Origin of the sequence: Lentzea nigeriaca, from assembly GCF_016907955.1 — a bacterium.
Lineage (GTDB): Bacteria > Actinomycetota > Actinomycetes > Mycobacteriales > Pseudonocardiaceae > Lentzea > Lentzea nigeriaca.
Genome location: NZ_JAFBCX010000004.1, coordinates 189,398 through 211,799, shown reverse-complemented (window position 1 = coordinate 211,799; position 22,402 = coordinate 189,398). Strand labels below are relative to the sequence as shown.

15 protein-coding genes and 1 pseudogene are annotated in these 22,402 nt (G+C 68.6%); 11 read left to right on the top strand and 5 right to left on the bottom strand.

Annotated elements, in window-relative coordinates; translation table 11 throughout:
- Positions 1-61: 61 nt before the first annotated feature.
- From JOD27_RS15415 to JOD27_RS44965, 4 genes are all read left to right on the top strand, one after another.
- Positions 62-1,180, top strand: coding sequence for a sensor histidine kinase (locus JOD27_RS15415; protein WP_204762936.1), 1,119 nt, complete (start codon positions 62-64; stop codon positions 1,178-1,180).
- The gene (locus JOD27_RS15410; RefSeq protein ID WP_204762935.1) at positions 1,177-1,830 is read left to right on the top strand and encodes a response regulator; all 654 of its coding nucleotides are present in this window, start codon (positions 1,177-1,179) and stop codon (positions 1,828-1,830) included. The genes JOD27_RS15415 and JOD27_RS15410 overlap by 4 nt, the downstream gene beginning before the upstream one ends.
- Before the next feature lie 62 nt (positions 1,831-1,892).
- Entirely contained in the window at positions 1,893-2,600 is a 708-nt protein-coding gene (locus tag JOD27_RS15405) for an alpha/beta hydrolase (protein WP_204762934.1), read from the top strand.
- Positions 2,597-3,619 carry an acyltransferase family protein gene (locus JOD27_RS44965; protein ID WP_372441698.1) on the top strand — a complete coding sequence of 341 codons (1,023 nt, stop codon included), beginning with the start codon at positions 2,597-2,599 and terminating at the stop codon, positions 3,617-3,619. The genes JOD27_RS15405 and JOD27_RS44965 overlap by 4 nt, the downstream gene beginning before the upstream one ends.
- 1,342 nt (positions 3,620-4,961) lie before the next feature.
- Here the strand turns inward: JOD27_RS44965 and JOD27_RS47145 are convergent.
- Both JOD27_RS47145 and JOD27_RS15395 read right to left on the bottom strand, forming a co-directional pair.
- Positions 4,962-5,195 (bottom strand): annotated as a pseudogene (locus tag JOD27_RS47145) (hypothetical protein); the annotation flags it as partial.
- 269 nt (positions 5,196-5,464) lie between these two features.
- On the bottom strand, positions 5,465-6,037 hold the full coding sequence (locus tag JOD27_RS15395) for an SACE_7040 family transcriptional regulator (protein ID WP_204762932.1): 573 nt from the start codon (positions 6,035-6,037) through the stop codon (positions 5,465-5,467).
- Between the two features lie 164 nt (positions 6,038-6,201).
- On the opposite strand from JOD27_RS15395, the gene JOD27_RS15390 reads away from it, so the two are divergent.
- The 5 genes from JOD27_RS15390 (at position 6,202) to JOD27_RS15370 (ending at position 14,654) form a co-directional block, all read left to right on the top strand.
- A complete protein-coding gene (locus JOD27_RS15390) occupies positions 6,202-6,990 on the top strand; it encodes an SGNH/GDSL hydrolase family protein (RefSeq protein ID WP_204762931.1) in 789 nt (262 codons plus the stop codon).
- A gap of 136 nt (positions 6,991-7,126) precedes the next feature.
- Positions 7,127-8,716, top strand: coding sequence for a carboxyl transferase domain-containing protein (locus JOD27_RS15385; protein ID WP_204762930.1), 1,590 nt, complete (start codon positions 7,127-7,129; stop codon positions 8,714-8,716).
- A 2-nt stretch (positions 8,717-8,718) separates the two neighbouring features.
- A complete protein-coding gene (locus tag JOD27_RS15380) occupies positions 8,719-10,632 on the top strand; it encodes an acetyl/propionyl/methylcrotonyl-CoA carboxylase subunit alpha (protein WP_239567160.1) in 1,914 nt (637 codons plus the stop codon).
- Between the two features lie 5 nt (positions 10,633-10,637).
- Positions 10,638-11,789, top strand: coding sequence for an acyl-CoA dehydrogenase family protein (locus tag JOD27_RS15375; RefSeq protein WP_204762928.1), 1,152 nt, complete (start codon positions 10,638-10,640; stop codon positions 11,787-11,789).
- 201 nt (positions 11,790-11,990) lie between these two features.
- A complete protein-coding gene (locus JOD27_RS15370) occupies positions 11,991-14,654 on the top strand; it encodes a hypothetical protein (protein ID WP_204762927.1) in 2,664 nt (887 codons plus the stop codon).
- Between the two features lie 58 nt (positions 14,655-14,712).
- Here the strand turns inward: JOD27_RS15370 and JOD27_RS15365 are convergent, their stop codons facing one another.
- On the bottom strand, positions 14,713-16,248 hold the full coding sequence (locus JOD27_RS15365) for an acyl-CoA dehydrogenase family protein (RefSeq protein WP_204762926.1): 1,536 nt from the start codon (positions 16,246-16,248) through the stop codon (positions 14,713-14,715).
- 170 nt (positions 16,249-16,418) lie between these two features.
- Between JOD27_RS15365 and JOD27_RS15360 the strand changes: the two genes are divergently transcribed.
- Together JOD27_RS15360 and JOD27_RS15355 are read left to right on the top strand one after the other, a co-directional pair.
- Complete coding sequence (locus tag JOD27_RS15360) at positions 16,419-17,669, top strand: FAD-binding oxidoreductase (RefSeq protein WP_204763353.1); 1,251 nt, start codon at positions 16,419-16,421, stop codon at positions 17,667-17,669.
- The gene (locus JOD27_RS15355) at positions 17,670-18,902 is read left to right on the top strand and encodes an SAM-dependent methyltransferase (RefSeq protein WP_204762925.1); all 1,233 of its coding nucleotides are present in this window, start codon (positions 17,670-17,672) and stop codon (positions 18,900-18,902) included.
- A 145-nt stretch (positions 18,903-19,047) separates the two neighbouring features.
- Here JOD27_RS15355 and JOD27_RS15350 read toward each other — a convergent pair whose 3' ends face one another.
- Together JOD27_RS15350 and JOD27_RS15345 are read right to left on the bottom strand one after the other, a co-directional pair.
- Positions 19,048-19,884: a S1C family serine protease gene (locus JOD27_RS15350; RefSeq protein WP_204762924.1), complete on the bottom strand. Its 837-nt coding sequence runs from the start codon at positions 19,882-19,884 to the stop codon at positions 19,048-19,050.
- 336 nt (positions 19,885-20,220) lie between these two features.
- Complete coding sequence (locus tag JOD27_RS15345; RefSeq protein ID WP_204762923.1) at positions 20,221-22,254, bottom strand: putative bifunctional diguanylate cyclase/phosphodiesterase; 2,034 nt, start codon at positions 22,252-22,254, stop codon at positions 20,221-20,223.
- Positions 22,255-22,402 lie beyond the last annotated feature (148 nt).

Genomic DNA, 22,402 nt, shown 5'->3' with positions numbered 1-22,402 from the left:
ACCGGGGTATGTCACTCCGCAGGTCAATGTGGGAATCAGCGAATCCACCTAGCATCGGGTGGTGTTTCGCACGCTGTACCGAACGTTCGTCGGCCCGGACAAGACTCGGGTGCTCGCCACCGTGCTCGGCCGGTGGCGCTTCCCCGCTCACGCCGCACTGATCATCTACGGGTTCGTCTTCGCCGTCGTCGGCAGCGTTCAGTACGTGCAGCACGAGCAGCCGGACGGCTGGTGGCCGGTCGTGTTCGCCTCCATATTCGTGCCGTTCGTGCTGTTGATCTGGTCGCCGCTCTACGCGTGGCGGCTGTCCGCGGCGGCGTTCTGGCCTGTCGCCGGACTCATGGACTGGACAGGGGTTCCGCCGTTCCAGTACTGGGCAGCGCTGCCCCTGATCTTGCTGGTCGCCGCCTTCTACTCGGGTGGCATCGTCCTCACGGGCGCACTGGTCAGCACGCTCGTGGTCGCGAACTCCGACGGTGTCAACGCGGGGATGGCGCTCGTCGTCCCGGTGATCATGGCTGTCGTCTATCTCTTCGGTGCGCGCGGACGTGCGGAGAAGCGGCTCGAGGAAGAACAGGCCGCCAAAGCCGCTCTTGAGGAACGTGCTCGAATCGCGCGCGAGATGCACGACGTCGTGGCGCACCACATGTCGATGGTCGTCGTCAGGTGCGAGACCGCGCCCTACCGCCTCAAAGGCCTGAACGAGGAAGCCGAGCGGGAGTTCGCGGAACTCGGCCAGGCGGCGCGTGAGGCCATCACCGACATGCAACGGCTGCTTGGTGTGCTCCGGACCAACGGTCAGGAGCCGGAACGCGAGCCGCAGCCGGGCATCAGCCGCATCCCCGAGCTGGCGAGGCCCGGCGACGAGGCCGAGGTCGACGTGGACGACGTGCCGGAGGCGGTCGGGCTCACCGCGTACCGGATCGTGCAGGAGGCGCTCACGAACGCCACCAGGCACGCGCCCGGCTCGAAGGCGTCCGTCCACGTGCATCGCAACGACGACCAGCTCGACGTGCTGGTGATCAACACCGCTGGAGGTCCGTCCATGGGCGGCGGCAGCGGGCAGGGTCTGGTGGGCATGCGTGAACGTGTCGCCGTGCACGGTGGCACGCTGACCGTGAAGTCGACCGAGGACGGCGGGTTCATGGTGCGGGCGCGGATTCCGTTGGGGGACAAGTGATCAGGGTGGTCGTGGTCGACGACCAGGAAATGGTGCGCGAGGGCTTCTCCGCGCTGCTCAACGCCCAGGACGACATCGAGGTCGTCGGTGCCGCGGGCGACGGTGTGCAGGGCGTCGCGTTGGCGCGTACGGTCAAACCGGACGTTGTGCTGATGGACGTCCGTATGCCGGAGATGGACGGTCTCACCGCGACCAGGTTGCTGCTCAACGGCGCCGAGGACGTGAAGGTCCTCGTGCTGACCACGTTCGACCTCGACGACTACGTCTACGAGGCGTTGCAGGCCGGCGCGAGCGGGTTCCTGCTCAAGCACGCGCCCGCCCGTGAGCTGCTCAACGCCGTCCGCGTCGTGGCGGCGGGAGAAGCGCTGCTCGCGCCGTCGATCACGAAGCGGCTGATCGAGGACTTCGTGAAGTCCCGTCGCACCGAACGCGTGAAGCCGGCCCGGCTCGCGGTGCTGACCGAGCGCGAGACCGAGATCCTCGTGCTGGTCGCGCAGGGCCTGTCGAACACCGAGATCGCCGCGCACCTCGTGCTCGCCGAGCAGACGGTCAAGACGCACGTGAGCCGCGTGCTCACCAAACTCGGCCTCCGCGACCGCGCCCAGGCCGTCATCGCGGCGTACGAGAGCGGGCTCGTAGTACCGGGGTAGCAGCGGCAAAACCGCACGTCAGAGGGATGATCGACGGTTTGTCGTCCTCCTAGCTTCGGTTCATGCGCCGAGTCGTCCTGTTCCTCCTGCTGATCGCCGTTCCGTCGGTCGCGCCCTCGATCGCGCAGTGGCGTGCCGACGTCGCCCGCCGGGTCGCGATCGTCGGTGACCTCGCCACGGCACGTGACGTCGTGATCGTCGTACCGGGGTCCGATGTGGACGTCGGCGGGTTCGACCGGACCGTCGGGCGGATGGCGACCAACCTGTACGAGCAGGCGCACCGCGACGACCTCGCGGTGATCGCGTGGCTCGGGTACCGGACGCCGCAGGGGCTTGGTGTGGACGCCGCGACCGGTGGCCTCGCGCGTCAAGGCGCCACGGCACTCGTGGACTTCGTGAGCGCACTGAAGACCGACGCGCGCATCCACGTCTTCGGCCACAGCTACGGCTCGGTTGTCGTCGCGCTGGCGGCGCACGAACTGGCCGTGGACGACATCGTGTTCACCGGAAGTCCTGGTGTGCGGGCGAACTCGGTGGCGGAGCTGGGGACGCGGGCGCACGTGTGGGCGATCCGGTCGAGCGGTGACTGGATGCGGTTCGTGCCCAAGGTGCGGCTGTTCGACCTCGGGCACGGCACGGATCCGGCGAGTGACGGCTTCGGCGCCACGGTGCTGCGGTTCGAGGGCGGCAAGCACGACACCTACTACGAGCCGGGCAGCGAGACGCTCGCCGCGCTGGTGAAGATCGCTTCGGGGGAGAACCAGCAGTGAGAAACCCGTTCATAGACGCAGTTCGCGCGATCGCGGTGGTCACCGTCGTACTCGGGCACTGGCTCGTGACCGCGCTGGTGGACACGCCTACCGGCATGTACATCGACAGCCCGCTCAAGCACCTGCCCGCACTCACGCCGGTGTCGTGGGTCCTGCAAACGCTGGGCCTGTTCTTCTTCGTGGGCGGGTTCGCGGCGGCGCACTCGCAGACGCCTTTCCTGGTCAGGCTGAAGCAACTCGCCGTGCCGACGCTGCTGATGGTCGGCGCGTGGGCGGCTGTCCTCTTCGGATTGTCGATGCGCGGTGTCGACCAGGACACCGCCTACAACATCGGCTTCCTGGTCACGACGCCGCTGTGGTTCCTCGGCGTCTACCTGGTTCTGCTGGCCATGAGACCGCTGGTGCGCAAGCTGGACGAGCACTCGTGGGGTGTGCTCGTCCCGATCGTGCTGGTGCTCGTGATCCCGTACGCGGTGTGGTGGACGGCCTGGCAGCTCGGCCACTCGTTGGCACGCAGGAAGATTCCCGGCCCGCCACTGCTCGTCCTCGGAATCCTGGGTTATGCGTTGCTGACGTACTTCGGCGGCTACCCGGCGTCAGCGGTCGGCATCCCCGGTGCGGCCGTCTCGAACCTGAACCCGCCGAACTACGCGACGCTCGCGCTGGCGTTCGCCCAGATCGGCCTGGTGCTGACGATCGCGCCGCTGCTGACCAGGCTCGGCACGACGAAACCCGCGCGGTGGCTGAACAAGAGCGCGCTGGGGATCTTCCTCGCGCATCAGAGCGCGCTGATCACCGTGGCGCTGGCGCTCAGCGCGTGGGGCCCGCTGCCGGGACTGCAGCAGCCACCAGATCATCCGGGCTGGGTGTGGCAACGAATGCTGTGGCTGCCGGTGTGCGCGGCCGTGACCTGGGGATGGCTCCGAGCACTGCGAGGCCGATCGCCACGGCGTGCAGCACCACCACCGGAGGGGTCGGTTCCAGCGCCAGCATCGGGGGAACGCACGCCAGCGCCGTGAGCAGCCACGGCAACCGGGTGTCACAGCTGCCGGTGCGGGCGGTGTGGATCAGGTACCAGCCGAGCAGGAGGTGGATGACGTTCTGCAGCGGGTCCACCGGCAGCAGCACCAGCGTCCCGTCGCCGAGGAACCCGCTCACCACGAACCCGAGCACGCCGAGCGTCCCGAACACCACGCCCATCGCGGTCGCGAGCCTGGTGCGGTGCGACTCGTGCGCGAGCTTCGGGAACGCGACCAGGCTCCGCTCGAACCGGTGGAACAGCAGGACCAGCGGCACCAGCCCGAACACCAGCCAGATCGGCGCCTGCGTCAGCCCGAGCAGCCCGACCAGCGCGCCGACACCGGCGAGGTACGCGAGGTACACCGTCATCGGTGCCCGGCGCGCGAAGTTCACGACGTGCCACGAACGGCCTTCCAGCCACGTCGTGACGCGCCCGCGGGCCAGCAGCGCCAGGCACACCTGCGCCACCCCGAGCACCATCATCGAGCGCGGGTAGTCGCTGAAGAACACCAGCGCGGGCACCGTGATCGCGCCCAGCGCGGCCAGCACCCTGCGGGAGATCTTCTGCAACGTGCCGTCCGCGTAGAAGAACCCGATCTGCTGCATCAGCAACGCGCCGACGATCAGGTTGACGTACCCGCCGGTCTTCCAGTCCGTCGACGTGCGCGCGACCTCGACGAAGACCGTCGCCAGCACCAGCACGAACGGCGTGGTGCGGCGGAAGTGCCGGTGCAGCCACGCGGCGGCGGGCGTGGCGGCCACGGCGAGCAGGTAGACGCCGAGGAACCACAACGGATGCGTGATCAGGCGGCTGTACGCGTCGACGTTGACGTCCAGCAGGTTCAACGCGGCGAACAGCACCACCCACAGCAACACGAACGCGAGCACCGGCCGCAGCAGCCACGACGTCCGGCTCGACACCCAGCAGCCGAAGCCGCCCTCGTGCGCCTGCCACGACCTCAGGTTCGCGTGCCCGCCCGCGAAGAAGAACAACGGCACCGCCTGCAACGCCCACAGCCACGGCGTGCCGACGCCGCGCAGGTGCGCGAGCGTCGCCACCGTCTCGCCGAGCACCAGCAGCACGAGGCTGAACAGCCGCAGGAAGGTCGCGTACCGGTCCTGCTCGACCGGCGCCGCTGCGGGGACCTCCTCGCGGCGACGACCGTGCAGGCGCGCCAGCAGGAGGAACACGACGACCGCGCTGCCGAACGCCCACGCCACCACCGGCTCGTGCCCAGGCGGCCCCCACCGCTGGCGCCAGGAGTTGAACTTCAGCCCCAGCGCGTAGGTCTCGGCGACCACCTGACAGCTCTGCTCGGCTCCGCGCGGGTTCAGCCGGCACTGGGTGTGCAGATCGGCCGTGAGCCGGTCGTCCAGCGCCTTGCGCGCGCTCTGCCCGAGCGGGTGGCCCTTGTCCTCGGCGTAGCGCAGCAGGTCGTATCCCAGGTCGTGAGCGCGGCAGCCGACGCTGAAGTCCCACTCGGTGTCGCCGGCCGGCCCTGAGCAGCCACCCGAGGCGTCGACCAGCCGCAACGTGCCGTCCGGCGCCGTCACCGTCTTGGGATCGCGGCCCATGTGCTGCGCGAAGTCCGACGGCAGGTTGATCTTCGGGTCGTGCGTGGCGGACGGCGTCACGAACGCGTTGACGGCGTTGGCCGCGGCGATCACGTCACCGCTCGGCGGCACGCCTGCGTCGCCCGTGGCGGGGCGCGAGGCGATCACCCCGCACACGAACACCGCGAGCGTGATCACCGTGAACCGGAACCAGGCCGGGAGCCGGAGGAGGAGTTTGCGCGCGCCCATCGTCGCGCCAGGTTACGGAAGGGTCTCGGCTGATCGCCAATTCAGGAGGTCACGACGACCGGTGTGAGGGACGCGAGCGCCATTCGAGACAGCAGAGCGGCCATCTGGTCGCGGTCGAGGTGCGCGCTGTGGGGCGTCGAGTTGATCAACCCGAACACGGCGTGCGCCGCGGCCCGCGCGGTCGGTTCGTCGAAGTCCGGCACGGTGCGCCGGATCGTCTCGACCCACACCTCGACGTAACGCCGCTGCAACGCGCGCACCCGCCGGCGGTCCGGGTCGGTGAGGTTCGCGAGGTTGCGCATCTGCACGGTGATGAGCGCCGGGTCGTCCAGCGCGAAGTCGACGTGCCAGCCGATCAACGCCCGCAACGCCTCGTCGGCGTTCGCCGCCGCGTCCACCCTGGCCTGGCCGCCGTCGAGCAGCCGTTCGGAGATCGACGTCAGCATCTCGCCGAGCATCGCGTCCTTGCTCCGGAAGTGCCGGTAGAGCGCCGGACCGGAGATGCCCACGGCCGCACCGATGTCGTCGATGCCCACGCCGTGGAAGCCGTGCCGCGCGAAGAGTTCGGCCGCGGCGGTGAGGATCTGGTCCCGACGTGAGGGTTTCTCGGCCACAGGGGGAGGTTAGCAGCCGTTTACCTAATCGTCCGATGGGTGGAATTCACGCTGGTACAAGCCCCAAATGTTGACTATTGACCAATACTTCACACGGGTCTTACTCGTGAGTAACCATTGGCGTGCAATGCATCACATCCCTGCGGCCCCTTCGGGAGTCTTCGATGCGTCCTGCCCACTTCCTCGCCTCGGTGGTCACCGCCGCCGCGGCCGTCATCGCACTCGCCAACCCTGCGAGCGCCGCCCCCGTCAACTACGTCGCGCTCGGCGACTCGTACGCGTCCGGCCTCGGTACGGGCTCGTACGACGGCACCAGCGGAAGCTGCAAGCGAGGTCCGCTCGCCTATCCGGCCCTGTGGGCGGCGGCGACCGCGCCCGCGAGCTTCAAGTCCGTGGCGTGCTCCGGCGCACGAACGGGTGACGTCATCAACGGTCAGACGGCCGCGCTGTCGACGTCCACCACGCTCGTCACCCTGCAGGTCGGCGGCAACGACGCCGGCTTCACCGACGTGATCACCACGTGCACGTTCGGGTCCGACCAGGACTGTGTCAACCGGGTGAACCAGTCGAAGACGTTCATCGCCAACACCCTGCCCGGCCTGCTCGACAACACCTACGGCGCGGTTCGCGGCAAGGCGCCGTCGGCACGGGTCGTGGTGCTCGGATATCCGCGCATCTACAAGGTGCCCGGCACCTGCAACGTCGGGCTGAGCGACACCAAGCGGTCCGCGATCAACTCCGGTTCCGACGCCCTGCACAACGCCATCAGCGCACGAGCGGCGGCGGCCGGGTTCGGCTACGTCGACGTGCGCGGGGCGTTCGGCGGGCACGAGATCTGCTCGTCCGACTGGTGGCTGAACAGCCTGAGCTGGCCGGTCGAGGAGTCGTACCACCCGAACAGGGCAGGTCACCAGAGCGGCTACCTGCCCGCATTGCGGGCGGTCGTCGGCTAGATTTCCGGAACGTGAGAGTGCCTGATCTGGCCTCTGACCTGCGGTCCGGCCACTCTCGAGCGGTTCCGGTAGACCGTCAGGTGAGCGGGCGTTAACATGGCCTTGTTAACGCCCGCTAACCTGAGGTCTGGGGAGCATGGACGCACCTGTCCTGCGCAGCGCCGCCGAGCCGTCGGACCGCTACGCCAAGGAGCACACCGCGCTCGTCGACGAGCTGCGCGGCAAGCTCGCCACCGCCGCTCTGGGCGGTCCTGAGAAGGCACGTCAGCGTCACGTCGACCGCGGCAAGCTGCTGCCGCGCGAGCGGGTGGACACGCTGGTCGACCCCGGTTCGCCGTTCCTCGAACTGTCGCCGCTGGCCGCGAACGGCATGTACGGCGACGAGGCGCCGGCCGCGGGCATCATCACCGGCGTCGGGCGGGTCTCCGGCCGTGAGTGCGTGATCGTCGCGAACGACGCCACGGTCAAGGGCGGCACCTACTACCCGATCACGGTCAAGAAGCACCTGCGCGCGCAGGAAGTCGCGCTGCAGAACAACCTCCCGTGCGTCTACCTGGTCGACTCCGGTGGCGCGTTCCTGCCCAAGCAGGACGAAGTGTTCCCGGACCGCGAGCACTTCGGGCGGATCTTCTACAACCAGGCCACGATGTCGGCGAAGGGCATCCCGCAGATCGCCGCCGTGCTCGGCTCGTGCACCGCGGGTGGCGCCTACGTGCCGGCGATGAGCGACGAGGCGATCATCGTCCGTAACCAGGGCACGATCTTCCTCGGCGGTCCGCCGCTGGTGAAGGCGGCGACCGGTGAGGTCGTCAGCGCCGAGGACCTTGGTGGCGGAGACCTGCACTCGCGCACGTCCGGTGTCACCGACCATCTCGCGGAGAACGACGCGCACGCGCTGCGGATGGTCCGGTCGATCATCTCGACGCTCGGACCGCGCGTTCAGCGGCCGTGGGACGTCGCGCCGGTCGAGGCGCCGGCGGTGACGGACGATCTTTTCGGTGTGGTGCCAACGGATTCCCGGACGCCCTACGACGTGCGCGAGGTGATCGCGCGGGTCGTGGACGGCTCGAGGTTCCAGGAGTTCAAGAAGGAGTACGGCGCGACGCTCGTGACCGGGTTCGCGCGCATTCACGGGCACCCGGTCGGGATCGTCGCCAACAACGGCATCCTGTTCGGCGAGTCAGCGGTGAAGGGCGCGCACTTCATCCAGTTGTGCGACAAGCGTTCCGTGCCGCTGGTGTTCCTGCAGAACATCACCGGGTTCATGGTCGGCCGCGAGTACGAGGCGGGCGGCATCGCCAAGCACGGCGCGAAGATGGTGACGGCGGTGGCCTGTGCGCGGGTCCCGAAGTTCACGGTGATCATCGGTGGCTCGTTCGGCGCGGGCAACTACTCGATGTGCGGCCGGGCGTACTCGCCGCGGTTCCTGTGGATGTGGCCGAACGCGCGGATCTCCGTGATGGGCGGTGAGCAGGCGGCGTCGGTGCTCGCGACGGTGCGCCGTGACCAGCTCGGTGACTCGTGGTCCGCGGAGGACGAGGAGGCGTTCAAGGCGCCGATCCGTCAGCAGTACGAGGACCAGGGCAACCCGTACTACTCGACCGCGCGGCTGTGGGACGACGGCGTGATCGACCCGCGCGACACCCGCATGGTGCTCGGGCTGGCGTTGTCCGCCGCGGCGAACGCCCCCATCGACGATGTTTCCTACGGCGTCTTCCGGATGTGATCATGTTCGACAGCGTTCTGGTGGCGAACCGCGGGGAGATCGCGGTCAGGGTGATCCGCGCGCTGCGGTCGCTCGGGATCCGTTCCGTCGCCGTGTACTCCGACGCGGACGCCGACGCGTTGCACGTCCGGCTGGCCGATGAGGCCGTCCGGATCGGGCCCGCGGCGGCTCGTGATTCGTACCTGTCCATCGAGAAGATCGTCGCGGCCGCTGTGTCCACCGGGGCGCAGGCGATCCACCCCGGCTACGGGTTCCTGGCGGAGAACACGGCGTTCGCGGCGGCTTGTGACGCTGCCGGGGTGGTGTTCGTCGGGCCGCCCGCGTCGGCGATCGACGCGATGGGCGACAAGATCCGCGCGAAGCTCACGGTGTCGGCGGCGGGTGTTCCGGTGGTGCCGGGCCGCACTCGCGAAGGAATGTCGGACGACGAGATCGTCGACGCCGCCCTGGAGATCGGTTTTCCCGTGCTGCTCAAGCCTTCCGCCGGTGGTGGCGGCAAGGGCATGCGGCTGGTGCACGCCGAGGACACCCTCCGTGAAGCCATCGAGTCGGCCCGGCGCGAGGCGCGCGGGTCGTTCGGCGACGACACGTTGCTGATCGAGCGGTTCATCACGAACCCCCGGCACATCGAGATCCAGGTGCTCGCCGACTCGCACGGCAACGTGATCCATCTCGGTGAGCGCGAGTGCAGCCTCCAGCGGCGGCACCAGAAGATCATCGAGGAGGCGCCGTCGCCGTTCCTCACGCCCGAGGCGCGGGAGGCGATGGGGGCCGCGGCGGTCGACGCGGCAAAGTCCGTCGGCTACGTCGGCGCGGGCACCGTCGAGTTCATTGTGGACGGTGCGTCGGGCGACTACTTCTTCATGGAGATGAACACCCGGCTGCAGGTCGAGCACCCGGTGACCGAGATGGTCACCGGCGTCGACCTCGTCGAGTGGCAGCTCCGCGTCGCCGCGGGCGAGGTGCTGGACCTCTCCGTTTCGCTGCAGGGCCACTCGGTCGAGGCACGCGTCTACGCCGAGGACCCGGCACGCGGCTTCCTGCCGACCGGCGGCCGGGTGCTGGCGTTGCGCGAGCCGACCGACGTCCGCGTGGATTCCGGTCTGTACGAAGGACTTGTCGTCGGCTCGGACTACGACCCGATGCTCGCCAAGGTGATCGCGCACGGCCGCACCCGCGAGGAAGCGTTGCGGCGCCTGGATCACGCGCTGGGCCGGATGGTGCTGCTCGGCGTCACGACGAACATCCCGTTCCTGCGGGCGTTGCTGCGTGACGAAGACGTTCGTTCCGGCGCGCTGGACACCGGTCTGGTGGAGCGGAAGCTGGACTCGTTGACGTCGGCCGAGATCCCGGACGACGTGTACGTGGCGGCCGGTCTCGAACGGTCGTTGGAGCCACGTGGCGACGACCCGTGGGACCAGCTGTCCGGGTGGCGCGTCGGTGAGCACGCGTGGACGACGTGGCGGATCAACGACGTCGACGTGCGAGTTCGCGGCGACGAAGTCGTTGTGGGCAAGGGAGAACCGGTCCGCGCGCGGGCTCGCCGGGAGGGTTCCGACCTGCTCGTCGGGTCGCGCCGGTACGCGATCGCGCGCGACGGGGACGTGCTGTGGCTCGGCCACGACGGCGCCTCCTGGGCGCTGACGGAGGCCGAGTTCCTGGTCGGCGCCTCCGGTGGCGCCACCGCGTCCGGCGGTCCGGTGAAGTCGCCGATGCCCGGCACCGTGCTGGTGGTCCGCGCCCAGCAGGGCGACGAGGTGACAGCCGGTCAGGCGTTGTTCGTGGTCGAGGCCATGAAGATGGAGCACACCGTGACCGCACCGGTCGACGGCGTGCTCGCCGAAGTGAACGTGCAAGCAGGCCAGCAGGTCGCACTCGACCAGGTGCTGGCTCTCGTCGTCTCTCACGAGGAGTGACACCGATGTTGGACTTCAGACTCCCGAGCGAGTACGAGGACCTGCGCAAGACCGTCGAGGAGTTCGCTCGCGACGAGGTGGCCCCGGTCATCGGCGAGTACTACGAGCGAGGCGAGTTCCCGTACCCGATCATCGCCAAGATGGGGCAGATGGGCCTGTTCGGCCTGCCGTTCCCCGAGGAGTTCGGCGGCATGGGCGGCGACTACTTCGCCCTGTGCCTGACCCTGGAGGAGCTCGCGCGCGTCGACTCGTCCGTCGCGATCACGGTCGAGGCCGCGACCTCGCTCGGCGCCATGCCGGTCTACCGCTTCGGCACCGACGAGCAGAAGGCCGAGTGGCTGCCGTCGCTCACGTCCGGCGAGAAGCTCGGCGCGTTCGGCCTGACCGAGCCGGGCAGCGGTTCGGACGCGGGAGCGCTCGCCACCACCGCGCGCCTCGACGGCGACGAGTGGGTCATCAACGGCACCAAGGCGTTCATCACGAACTCCGGCACGGACATCACGGGCCTGGTGACGGTCGCTGCGGTCACCGGCACGCTGCCGGACGGCCGCAAGGAGATCTCGTCGATCATCGTCCCGTCCGGTACCCCCGGCTTCACGGTGTCCAAGAAGTACTCGAAGGTCGGCTGGTGCGCCTCGGACACGCGTGAGCTGTCCTTCCAGGACTGCCGGGTGCCCGCCGCGAACCTGCTGGGCGAGCGCGGCCGCGGTTTCGCCCAGTTCCTGCGGACGCTGGACGAGGGCCGCGTCGCGATCGCCGCGCTGTCCGTCGGCCTCGCCCAGGGCTGCGTCGACGAGTCGGTCCGCTACGCGCACGAGCGCGAGACGTTCGGCGCGAAGATCGGTACGTACCAGGCGATCCAGTTCAAGATCGCCGAGATGGAGGCCCGCGTCCACACGGCACGGCTCGCGTACTACGAGGCCGCGTCCCGGATGCTGCGCGGAGAGCCGTTCAAGAAGCAGGCCGCGATCGCCAAGCTGGTGTCGTCCGAGGCGGCGATGGACAACGCCCGTGACGCCACGCAGATCTTCGGCGGTTACGGCTTCATGAACGAGTACCCGGTCGGCCGCTTCTACCGCGACGCCAAGATCCTGGAGATCGGCGAGGGCACGTCCGAGGTGCAGAAGATGCTGATCGCCCGCGAACTCGGGCTGTAGTCCGTTCCACCTAAATAACACGAAACCGCCGGTTCGAAAGGCTCGGTCCGGTTACCGTCGTCTCCCTTCCGCACGAGTGTGAGGGTGCAGATGACAGGTAGCCGGACCGAGCCCGACTTCCCCGGTTTGCGAGTACTCCTCCAAGTCATTCGCAGTCTTTGCGACCGACCGGGTTTCTTCTACCGCAGCAAGACCGAGGAAGTGGTCGGTGACCAGCCACTTCCGTTGCTGTACCTGGAGAGCGAAACCAGCCCGACGGCATTCCTGCGCACCCTGGAGCGCAAGCTCGACGAGGGGCGTCCGTCAATCCCGCACGCCTATGTCGACGTCGCCGCCGTGCCCGCGGAAGTGGACAGAAGATGGCCGGCGGAGTCACGTGAGACGCCGCCGCTGTTGCCGTTGCTGGACCAACTCGCCTTTCAGCTGTCGGAGATCCACGTCGGACGTGAGCGGCTGACCAGGTTCGACCACTACCGGCTCGTCGACTGGCTCACCGGCAAGCGGTTGCCGCGCAAGCCGGGGCGCGACGACCGGGCGAGCGTCATCGAGTTGCTGCGGCAGTGGACCGGCCGCGCGTCCGAGAACGGCGAGGCGCTGAACCGGGCCGTCGACGCGTTCATCCCGAACCTCGTGACGAGGCTCGGGCTCGGGCTGGTCGCGTGGGTCGGCAGCAAAGCGGGTTTCCGGTGGCTCGGCAAGCGGGTGCCGGGGCTCGCGCGCGAGTCGAAGTGGCTCATGCGGAAGCAGAACTTCGCGCTGCCCAACCACTCCATCGAGTTCCTCGGGTTCGCAGAGCGGCTCACGCTGGGGCGGCGCGAGTCCGAGAACGAGGAGCAGATCAAGCTGCTGCTCGTGCACGCGTTCCTGGAGGACCTGCGGATCGCGTACCGGCGGCGGCGCGGGCGGTTCTGGCCGCGCCGGGCCGGATGGCGGCGCACCGCGTACATCCCGGTGCTGCTCGACGGCGTGTCGAAGGACAACGGCGGCTGGGAGCTGCTGGAGCTGATCAACGCCGTCCGCAACGAGACCGGCGAGCTCGACCCGTTGCTGGTGATCGCGGCGAGCTCGGTCCAGCCCGCGCTGTCGCAGCGGCTCGGCACCACTCCGGTGGCGCCGAGGGACGCGGAGGACGCGCTGACGGCGTGGCGGGAGGAGCTGCCGCGCAAACGGCAGATGCTCGCGCCGGACGCCCGCTACCTGATGATCAAGCTGCCGTTCCCGAACCCGGACGGGACGAGGTGGAGGGGCACCCCGTCGTTCCAGGCGCCGCCGGTGCGGTGGCTCGCGCGGTCGCGGCGGCTGGAGGCGATCATCGCGGCGGTGGCCGTGGTGTTGCTGCTCCCGGGGTTCGTGACGGTGCAGAACCACATCAACGCGAACTGCTCGATCGTCGGCTCCGCGATCTCGCCGGGGGTGTCGACCACGCTGATGGAGGTCGACGGCAACGTCGAGTGCGTGGGCTACAGCGACAACAACAGCCAGGTGTTCGGCTCGAACGAACGCCTGCGGTGGACGCAGCAGGCGGTGTTCGCGCAGAACGAGGAGGCGGAACGGCTGCACGACGCCGATCCCGGCCGCCCGTTCGTCTCGCTGGTCTACTTCTCCAGCCTGACCCACAAGGACACCAACCCCGACGCCGACCACTCCAGGGCCGAGGAGCTGGAGGGCATGCTGCTCAAGCAGCGGCAGCAGAACGACAGGTCGCGCTCGGAACCGCTGCTGCGCGTCGTGATCGCGAACGGCGGCGCGACGATGAAGCGTGCGCCCGAGGTGCTGCGGGACATGTTGACCCCGTTGCTGGCGTCCGATCCCAGCATCATCGGCGTCGTCGGCCTCGACCGCAGCGTCGCGGAGACCAGGGACGTCATCACCGAACTGGGAGCGCTCGGCGTGCCGACCATCGGCACCACGCTCACCGAGGCGTCGCTGCCGACCCGTTCGTCGGTGTACTTCCAGCTGATTCCCGGCAACGTCCGGCAGGCCGACCTCGTCAGGCGGTACGCGCAGCACGTCGGCGCCACCAAGGTGACGATCTACCACCCGCCGTTGAACAAGGGCGACGTCTACCTCGACGACCTGGTCAACGTGCTGGGCAAGGAACTGGCGAACGCGGCGGTGCGCTTCCAGGCCGTCCCGTGGTCGCGCAGTCCTCAGGAGCTGCCGTCGCAGTGCGTCGAGGACCACTCCAGCGAGCTCGTGTTCTTCGCGGGCCGCGAGGAGGACTTCGGCGAGTTCCTGCGCGCGATCGGCAGGGACTGCTACGACAAGAACCGGTTGCCGCGGATCGTCGCCGACGACGCCATCATCCGGTTCATCGCGCAGAAGGCCAGCAGGGTGCACGACTCGCTGGCCGGGATGCGGGTGTCGTACGTGAGCATGGCCGGGCTCGTCGTGCTGGCCGGAAAGCCTTGTGTGGAGGGCAAACCGGATCCGAAGGCACGCGGCGGCCTGCCGCTGGACGCCTTCTGCGCCGGCTACAGCAGGCTGAACTGCGAGATCCAGGAGTCCTCGCTGCCCGTGGAGGACAAGCCGGTCAAGCCGTGGCCTGGCGAGCACATGGGGGTCGCCTACGACGCGGCGGGACTCTTCCTCGACGCCGTGCGCAACGCGCAGTCCCGGCTGGCCGGGCTGCCGCAGCACACGCCGCACCGCGGGGCGATCGGCGGGGAGTTCCGCGAGCTGGAGTTCTTCGGTGCCACCGGGCGCACGGACTTCAGCGCGTCGCGGATCGGTGAGCAGCGGAACTTCACGATCCTGGAGCTCACCGACATCCACGACTTCGAGCAGCAGCCGGCGTGCGTGTTCCTGACCGGCGACCTCTACGGCCCGGACTCGCCGCGTCAGCCCAACGGGTGCCCTGCCTAGATTGTGGGCCTGCGGAGCAGCAGTCCCAAATCATGGGAACCATGCCGGGTCGAACTGCCTACGTCTTTGTCACAGCGCGGTCGATGATCGCGGCGAAGTCGGTGGACTTGGGGAGCGTGCCGAACGCGACTCCCCAGTCCCCTCCGAGCCGGGAGCCGACGAACGCGTCCGCGACCGCGGGGTGCCCGTGCCTGATCAGCAGGGCACCCTGCAGGATCAGCGCCATCTTCTCGACGACCCTGCGCGCCTGCGACTCGTCCACATCGGACAACGCGGTGCCGAGCTCGTTCAGCGCCTTGTCGATCCGCGGGTCGACGCCGGTCACCGTCGCCAGGAACTCCTGCACCGAATCGGGTTCCTTCTTCATCGCGCGCAGGACGTCCAGCGCGGCGACGTTGCCGGAACCCTCCCAGATCGACATCAGCGGCGACTCGCGGAACAGCCGCGGCATCCCGCTGTCCTCGATGTAACCGTTGCCGCCCAGGCACTCCAGCGCCTCGGCCGCGTGCACCGGGCCGCGCTTGCACACCCAGTACTTCGTGACGGCGAGCCCGAGCCGCGGCCGGTGCTGTGCCAGCCACATCGCGGCGGTCGTCGCCGCCTCGGACTCGACGGCCAGGTCGGCCAGCACGTTCCGCATCGCGGGCTGGTCGATCAGGTACCTCCCGAACGCCTTGCGGTGCGCGGCGTGGTGCGCCGCCTGCCGCAGGCCGGCCCGCATGCCCGCCGCCGAGCCGAGCACGCAGTCCAGCCGGGTCATGTTGACCATCTCGATGATCGTCCGCACACCGCGGCCCTCGTCACCGATCCGCCACGCGAACGCCTCGTCGTACTCGATCTCGGCGGACGCGTTGGACTTGTTGCCCAGCTTGTCCTTCAGCCGCTGCAGGAAGAACCGGTTGCGTGTGCCGTCCGGCAGCACCCGCGGCACCAGGAAGCACGTGAGCCCGCCGGGTGCCTGCGCCAGCGTCAGGAACACATCGGACATCGGTGCCGAGGTGAACCACTTGTGGCCGGTCAGGAGGTAGCCGTCGTCCACCGGCTTGGCGACGGTCGTGTTCGCGCGCACGTCCGAGCCGCCCTGCTTCTCGGTCATGGACATGCCGGCGATCAGGCCGCGCTTCTCCAGGGGCGGCCGGAGGCCGAAGTCGTAGTCGCGGGCCGTCAGCAGCGGTTCGTACGTCCCGGCCAGTTCCGGCGCCACGCGCAAAGCGGGCACGGAGGCATAAGTCATCGAAATCGGGCATCCGTGACCTGCCTCGACCTGTGACCACACGTAGAACTTGGCGGCGCGTTCGAGGTGACCGCCGTCGACATACGCGTGCAATCCGTGCGTAACGGCGACGTTCATCAGTTCGTGCCACGCAGGGTGGAACTCGACCTCGTCGATCCGGTTCCCGTACCGGTCGTGCGTGTGCAGAACCGGGGGATAGGTGTTCGCGAGCCGGCCGTCTTCCTGCCACTCCTCGCTGCCCGCGAGCTTGCCGAGTGTGTGCAGCTCAGCGTTGTCGACCCAGCTGAGCAGCGCCGGATCGTCGGCGACGTCGTGACCGCTCAGCGGCGGAACCTGGTTGGTCACCTCGTGCGTAGCCATGCCTCGCACGTTACTACTCGGTAGTAACTTTGGGCAGGGTGTGACCAAAGATCGCTGGCCCATTCGGGCTTTTGGGCGTGCCAACGGCGCTGACGAGGAATAACGTCGTTCTGGTGAGTGACCATGGGCACAGCACGGCCGTAGCTGCGTTGACCGCGCAGTACGCCGCGATGCGCGAAGGTGCGCCGGTGCGGCTCGCGAAGAAGACGTCGAACCTGTTCCGGTTCCGCGCCGATCAGTCGGGCGGGTTGGACGTCGGCAGGTTCGACCGGGTGCTGGCGGTGGACCCGGTCGGACGCACCGCGCAGGTGCAAGGCATGACCACCTACGAGAATCTCGTCGCCGCAACGCTGCGCCACGGCTTGATGCCGCTGGTCGTGCCGCAGCTCAAGACGATCACCATCGGCGGCGCGGTAGCCGGGCTCGGCATCGAGTCCACGTCCTTCCGCAACGGACTGCCGCACGAGTCCGTGCGGGAGCTGGAGATCCTCACCGGTGACGGCGAGGTCGTGGTCTCCAAACCGGACGACGACCTGTTCCGCGCGTTCCCCAACTCCTACGGGACGCTGGGTTACGCGCTGCGACTGGAGATCGAGCTGGAACCGGTGCGGCAGTACGTGCGGCTGCGGCACGTTCCGTTCGGCTCGTTCGCCGAATGCGCCGCCGTCATCGAGGAGGTGTGTTCGGACGGTTCGGCGGACTTCGTCGACGGCACGGTGTTCTCGCGCGGCGAGATGTACCTGACGTTAGGCCACTACGCCGACATCGCGCCGTACACGTCCGACTACACAGGAAACCAGATCTACTACCGGTCCATCCAGAAGCGCCGCACGGACCACCTCACGATCCACGACTACCTGTGGCGCTGGGACACCGACTGGTTCTGGTGCTCGCGGGCGTTCGGCGCGCAGAACCCGGTGGTGCGGCGGCTGTGGCCGAAGCGCTACCTGCGTTCGGACGTGTACCGCAAGCTCGTGGCCAAGCATCGGCAGCTGCGGCCGCGGGTGGACGTCGAACCGGTGATCCAGGACGTGGAGATCCCGGTCTCGGCGCTGGCCGACTTCCTGGACTTCTTCGACCGCGAGATCGGCATCTCGCCGGTGTGGCTGTGCCCGGTTCGCCTGCGCGACACCACGGGCTGGCCGCTCTACCCGATGGACGCGGACACGTTGTACGTCAACGTCGGGTTCTGGTCGGAGGTCCCGGTGCGGCCGGGGGAGAAGATGGGTGACCGCAACCGGCTGATCGAGCGCGAGGTGGCGCGGCTGGGCGGCCACAAGTCGCTGTACTCGGACTCCTACTACAGCGAGGACGAGTTCTGGCGGCACTACAACGGTTCGCACTACCGGTCCGTGAAGTCCCGGTACGACCAGACGAACCGCTTGCCTGATCTGTACGCCAAGTGTGTCAGGGGACGATGAATGCGGTTGGCCTCCATTTTCCAGCGCATCACGGGTGGCGGCGACGTTCGCTTCCAGGCCTACGACGGCAGCACCGCCGGCCCTTCGGCCGCGCCGGTCTCCATCGACATCAAAACGCCGGAAGCGTTGTCGTACCTGGCCTCCGCACCAGGTGAGCTCGGCCTCGCCCGCGCCTACGTGACCGGTCACCTGGAGATCCTCGGCGACGTGCACGCCGGCCTCTCCCAGCTCTCGGAGTTCTCCCTGCGGGAACTCCCCTGGCTGCAACGGGTGGAACTGCTCCGCTTCCTGGGCCGGATCCGCCTGTCGCACAAGGTGACCCCACCGCCGCAGGAGACCCGCCTGCGCGGCCTGCGGCACTCCAAGGCCCGCGACCAGCAGGCCATCGCCCACCACTACGACGTGTCGAACCAGTTCTACGAGTGGATCCTCGGCCCGTCGATGGCCTACACCTGCGCGGTGTACCCGTCGGCCGAGTCCACTCTGGAGCAGGCCCAGTTCGAGAAGCACGACCTGGTGGCGCGCAAGCTCGGCCTGAAGCCCGGCATGAGACTGCTGGACGTGGGCTGCGGCTGGGGCGGCATGGTCATGCACGCGGCCCGCGAGTACGGCGTGCGCGCCATCGGCGTCACGTTGTCCCGCAACCAGGCCGAGTGGGCGCAGAAGGCGATCGTCGAGGCCGGCCTGTCCGACCTCGCCGAGGTGCGCCACCTCGACTACCGCGACGTGCGCGAGACGGGCTTCGACGCGGTGTCGTCGATCGGCCTGACCGAACACATCGGCAAGGCCAAGCTGCCCGGCTACTTCTCGTCGCTGTACAGCAAGCTCAAGCCGGGCGGCCGGCTGCTGAACCACTGCATCACGCGGCCGAACAACAAGGAGCGGTCGCTGTCCGGGCCGTTCATCAACCGGTACGTGTTCCCGGACGGTGAGCTGGTCGGGCCGGGCTACCTCGTGTCCCAGATGCACGACGCCGGGTTCGAGGTGCGGCACGAGGAGAACCTGCGGGAGCACTACGCGATGACCCTGGCCGCCTGGGGACGCAACCTCGAGGCGCACTGGGAGGAGGCCGTCGACGAGGTCGGCGAGGCACGGGCTCGTGTGTGGCGGCTGTACCTCGCGGCATCGCGGCTCGGCTTCGACCGGAACAACATCCAGCTGCACCAGGTGCTCGGGGTGAAGCTGGACGGCACGAAGTCGCACATGCCGTTGCGGCCGGACTGGCTGTCCTGACATGTCGAAGGGCCGCGGCGGTGCCGCGGCCCTGGCCTGCAGATTCGACCGTGGCGCTCGCCGAACACCTGCGTGCCACGCTCATCACGTGCGACGTGCGCTTGGCCTCCGCTCCAGGGGCCAAGCGCACGTTCGACGTGATCAGTCAGCTCAGCTTGTCCACGATCTGCTTCGCCGTGTTGGCCGGGATGGCGAAGCCGATCCCCACGCTGCCGGCCTCACCGCTGCTCGCCGCGGGCGAGTAGATCGCCGAGTTGATCCCGATCAGCTCACCGGCCGCGTTCACCAGCGCACCACCGGAGTTGCCGGGGTTGATCGACGCGTCGGTCTGGATCGCCTGGTACGAAACGGAAGACGCGCGCCGTCCCTCGCCGGGCACGGTCACCTTGCGGTCAAGGGCCGAGACGATGCCGGTCGTCACGGTGCCCTGCAGGCCGGACGGCGAGCCGATCGCCATCACCGCGTCGCCGACCTTGACGCCGTCGGAGTCCGCCCACTTGATCGGCGTGAGCCCGGAGACGCCGGAAGCCTTGATCACCGCCAGGTCGGACGACGGATCGGTCGCGACGACGGTGGCCGGCACCTGGCGGCCGTCGTTCAGCGTCACGGTGAGCCGGCCGCCAGAGGACGCCACGACGTGGTTGTTGGTGAGGATCTGCCCGTCGGCGGTCAGGATCACGCCGGAGCCGAGGCCGTTCTGGAGGTTCACCTGGACGACGGAGGGCAGCACCTTGGCGGCCACCGTCGTCCAATCCACAGTGGACTGGTTCAGGACCGTCTGCGCCGACACCGAACTGGACGCCGAAGGGGGTGAGTCCGGTGCGGCGATGACCGCGCCGGTCACACCTCCGAACAACCCCGCGACGAGTGCCGCCGCGGTGAGCATCGGGGCCGTGCGGCGCCAGAACTTCGGCGCGGGCGCAACGGCTGGCTGCGGTTCCACCAGTGACCCGCTCATCGCGGGGAAGCTCTGCTCGGTCATGGCTCCACGATGGACCGCCATCATGTGAGCAGCCTGTGGAAAAAGTTAAAGAATCCCTGATAAGAACTAGCTGAGCGTCGCGGCTTGGTTGTGCTCCGTTGAGGCGGGCAGGGGGCGGTCTGGTGCTCATCTCCGAAAGCCCGGATGGTCGCGCTCTCGTGCACGTCGCTGCCGAGATGGCGGTAGAGAAATGCTGACGCAAACGTTTGCTGATCATCTCAACTGCTGCCAACCGTGCAGTTGGCAGCCAGGAGAGCGCGATCTTCATGATCGAGGCGCGGCTGCCTGCCGAAATCACCTCACTGTCACATCCCAAGAGACAACTGCAACAAGCCACTAGCTGAGAAGAAGCGCGGAGACGTCCGCGGCCGACAGCGGTGGCCCGAAGTGCGAGCCCTGCGCGCCCGTGACGCCCAGCTCGCCCAGCCGTGCGGCCTCGGCGGGGGTTCGCACGTCGTCGGCGTAGAGCGGCAGGCGCAGGACCGACGCCCACTTCAGCAGGGCCACCGACGCGCTCTTGTCGACCTTGTTCGCGCCGGTGTCCAGGCCGTGCACGACGGAGCCGGTGAACTTCACGCCCGTCAGCGGGAGGTGGCGCAGCCGGTCGACGCCGACGTTGGCGCCGTTCACCTGGTCCAGCACCAGCCCGATGCCACGCTCCGCCAGGATCGTCAGCTCCTCCATCTGCTCGTCGTTCAGCAACGACGGCAGGCGCTCGTGCAGCTCGAAACGCAGCAACGACGCGGGTAGCCCCGCCCTGGCCAGGAGGCGGGCGACCTCGGCGACGAGCTCGGGTTCCTGGCAGAGCCGCGGCGGCAGGTCGATCGAGAGTGCCGGAGTCCTGGCGCCCAGAACGGAGTACCACTCGCCGGCCTGTGCGCACGCCTCGGAAAGTGCCCAGTGCACGAGGCGGAGGATCATGCCGTTGTCGGAGGACTGGTCCATGAACATGTCCGGGCACAGCACCCCGTGCTCCGGGTGGTTCCAGACGATCTTCGCCTCGAGCGCGAGCACCGAACCGTCGGCCAGCGAGTGCACGGGCAGGTAGTCGACCCGGAACTGGCCCTCCTCCAGCGCGCCGGGGATCGACGCCGCGAGCGCGTATCTCTCCTTGTCGCGCAGATCCCGTTCCCCGTCGTACAAAGCCCACTGCGCCTTGCCGTCGCGCTTCGCCCAGCCGACGGTGACGTCCGCCGCCCGCAACAGGTCCACCGCGTCGCCGCCGCGGGCCGCCCGCGCCACGATGCCGATGCTCGTCGTCACGCCGACGCCGTGCGCGCCGATCCAGATCGGTTCTTCCAGCTGCTTGGTGAACTCCTCGACCAGCGCGATCACGCCGCGCACGTCCCGCGGGTCCTTGATCAGGACGCCGAACTCGTCCTCGCCGATGCGCGCGACCTTGCCGACGTCCTCCGTGAACACCGCTCGCAACCGCGTCGCGACGTGCATCAGCACCCGATTGCCCGCCTCGTGGCCGAACGCGTCGTTCACGCCGCGGAACCCGTCGATGTCGACCTGCACCAACGCGAGCGTCTCCGGCCCCTTCGAGCCGACGGCGCCCTCGATCCAACCGAGGAACTGTGTCCTGTTGGGCAGCCCGGTCTGCATGTCGTTGAGGCTCTGGCGCACGAGTTGCGTCTGCAACGCGCGCATCTCGTTCATGTTCTCGATCATCGTGACGAAGTACGGCGGCGAGTCCTCGTTCTCGCGCACCAGCGAGATCGCCATGTGCGTCTGGATCGTCTCGCCGTCGCTGCGGATCATCCGCGCCTCGACCCTGAGGTGGTCGAGATCGGAGTCGATCAGCCGCTGCCCGACCTCCCGCAACGCCTCGCGGTCGTCGGGGTGGGCGAGCTCGCGGCCGGTGATCGTGTGCATGTCGTCGCGCTTGTAGTCGAGCATCGTCAACAACGCCTCGTTGACGTCGATGATCCGCCCCGTGAGGTCGACCACCACGATCGGGAACGCCGAACTCTGGAAGATCGCCCGGAACTTGGCCTCGCTCGCCAGCACCGCGCTCTCGGCCCTGCGCATCGCGTTGATCGCGGCCGTGCGGGTGATCTCCTGATGGTCGAGCGTGCGATCACGCACGCCCTCCGCGTACCCGGCGGCGAGCGCGGCGAGCTGAGCCGGCGCCACCGCCGCGTGCTCACCGAGGTAGGTGAGCGTCTCCTCCAGTGTCGACGAGGAGATGAAGTCGTTCTCCACCATGAGACGGCCGACCTGCCGAGCCTCGGCGGCACCACCGCCGAGCAGCTGCTCGACGTACTCGCCGAGCAGTTCCTCGAGCTTCGCGCGCGGGAGGTTCGTGAGAAGGGTGCTGGAGATCGCCGCTGCCCAGTGAGCGGCGTGCTCTCGGCTGTCGACCATGTTCATTCAGCTCAGGTGGCCATTCGTGGGGACCGGGGTGATCTGCTGATCGATCGTCCGATGGCCTGTGCGACCCACTTCCGCCAGGTTCGGTCGAACGGGTGACAGCCCCGCACGGACCACCACCGGGTGTGGGCCCGACAGACAA

What these genes read in the sequence shown, in the direction of transcription:
- JOD27_RS15405 (WP_204762934.1), top strand. Translation starts at nt 1,893, where the DNA reads ATGCGCCGAGTCGTCCTGTTCCTCCTGCTGATCGCCGTTCCGTCGGTC.
- JOD27_RS15390 (WP_204762931.1), top strand. Translation starts at nt 6,202, where the DNA reads ATGCGTCCTGCCCACTTCCTCGCCTCGGTGGTCACCGCCGCCGCGGCC.
- JOD27_RS15385 (WP_204762930.1), top strand. Translation starts at nt 7,127, where the DNA reads ATGGACGCACCTGTCCTGCGCAGCGCCGCCGAGCCGTCGGACCGCTAC.
- JOD27_RS15380 (WP_239567160.1), top strand. Translation starts at nt 8,719, where the DNA reads ATGTTCGACAGCGTTCTGGTGGCGAACCGCGGGGAGATCGCGGTCAGG.
- JOD27_RS15375 (WP_204762928.1), top strand. Translation starts at nt 10,638, where the DNA reads ATGTTGGACTTCAGACTCCCGAGCGAGTACGAGGACCTGCGCAAGACC.
- JOD27_RS15365 (WP_204762926.1), bottom strand. Translation starts at nt 16,248, where the DNA reads ATGGCTACGCACGAGGTGACCAACCAGGTTCCGCCGCTGAGCGGTCAC.
- JOD27_RS15360 (WP_204763353.1), top strand. Translation starts at nt 16,419, where the DNA reads ATGCGCGAAGGTGCGCCGGTGCGGCTCGCGAAGAAGACGTCGAACCTG.
- JOD27_RS15355 (WP_204762925.1), top strand. Translation starts at nt 17,670, where the DNA reads ATGCGGTTGGCCTCCATTTTCCAGCGCATCACGGGTGGCGGCGACGTT.
- JOD27_RS15350 (WP_204762924.1), bottom strand. Translation starts at nt 19,884, where the DNA reads ATGACCGAGCAGAGCTTCCCCGCGATGAGCGGGTCACTGGTGGAACCG.
- JOD27_RS15345 (WP_204762923.1), bottom strand. Translation starts at nt 22,254, where the DNA reads ATGGTCGACAGCCGAGAGCACGCCGCTCACTGGGCAGCGGCGATCTCC.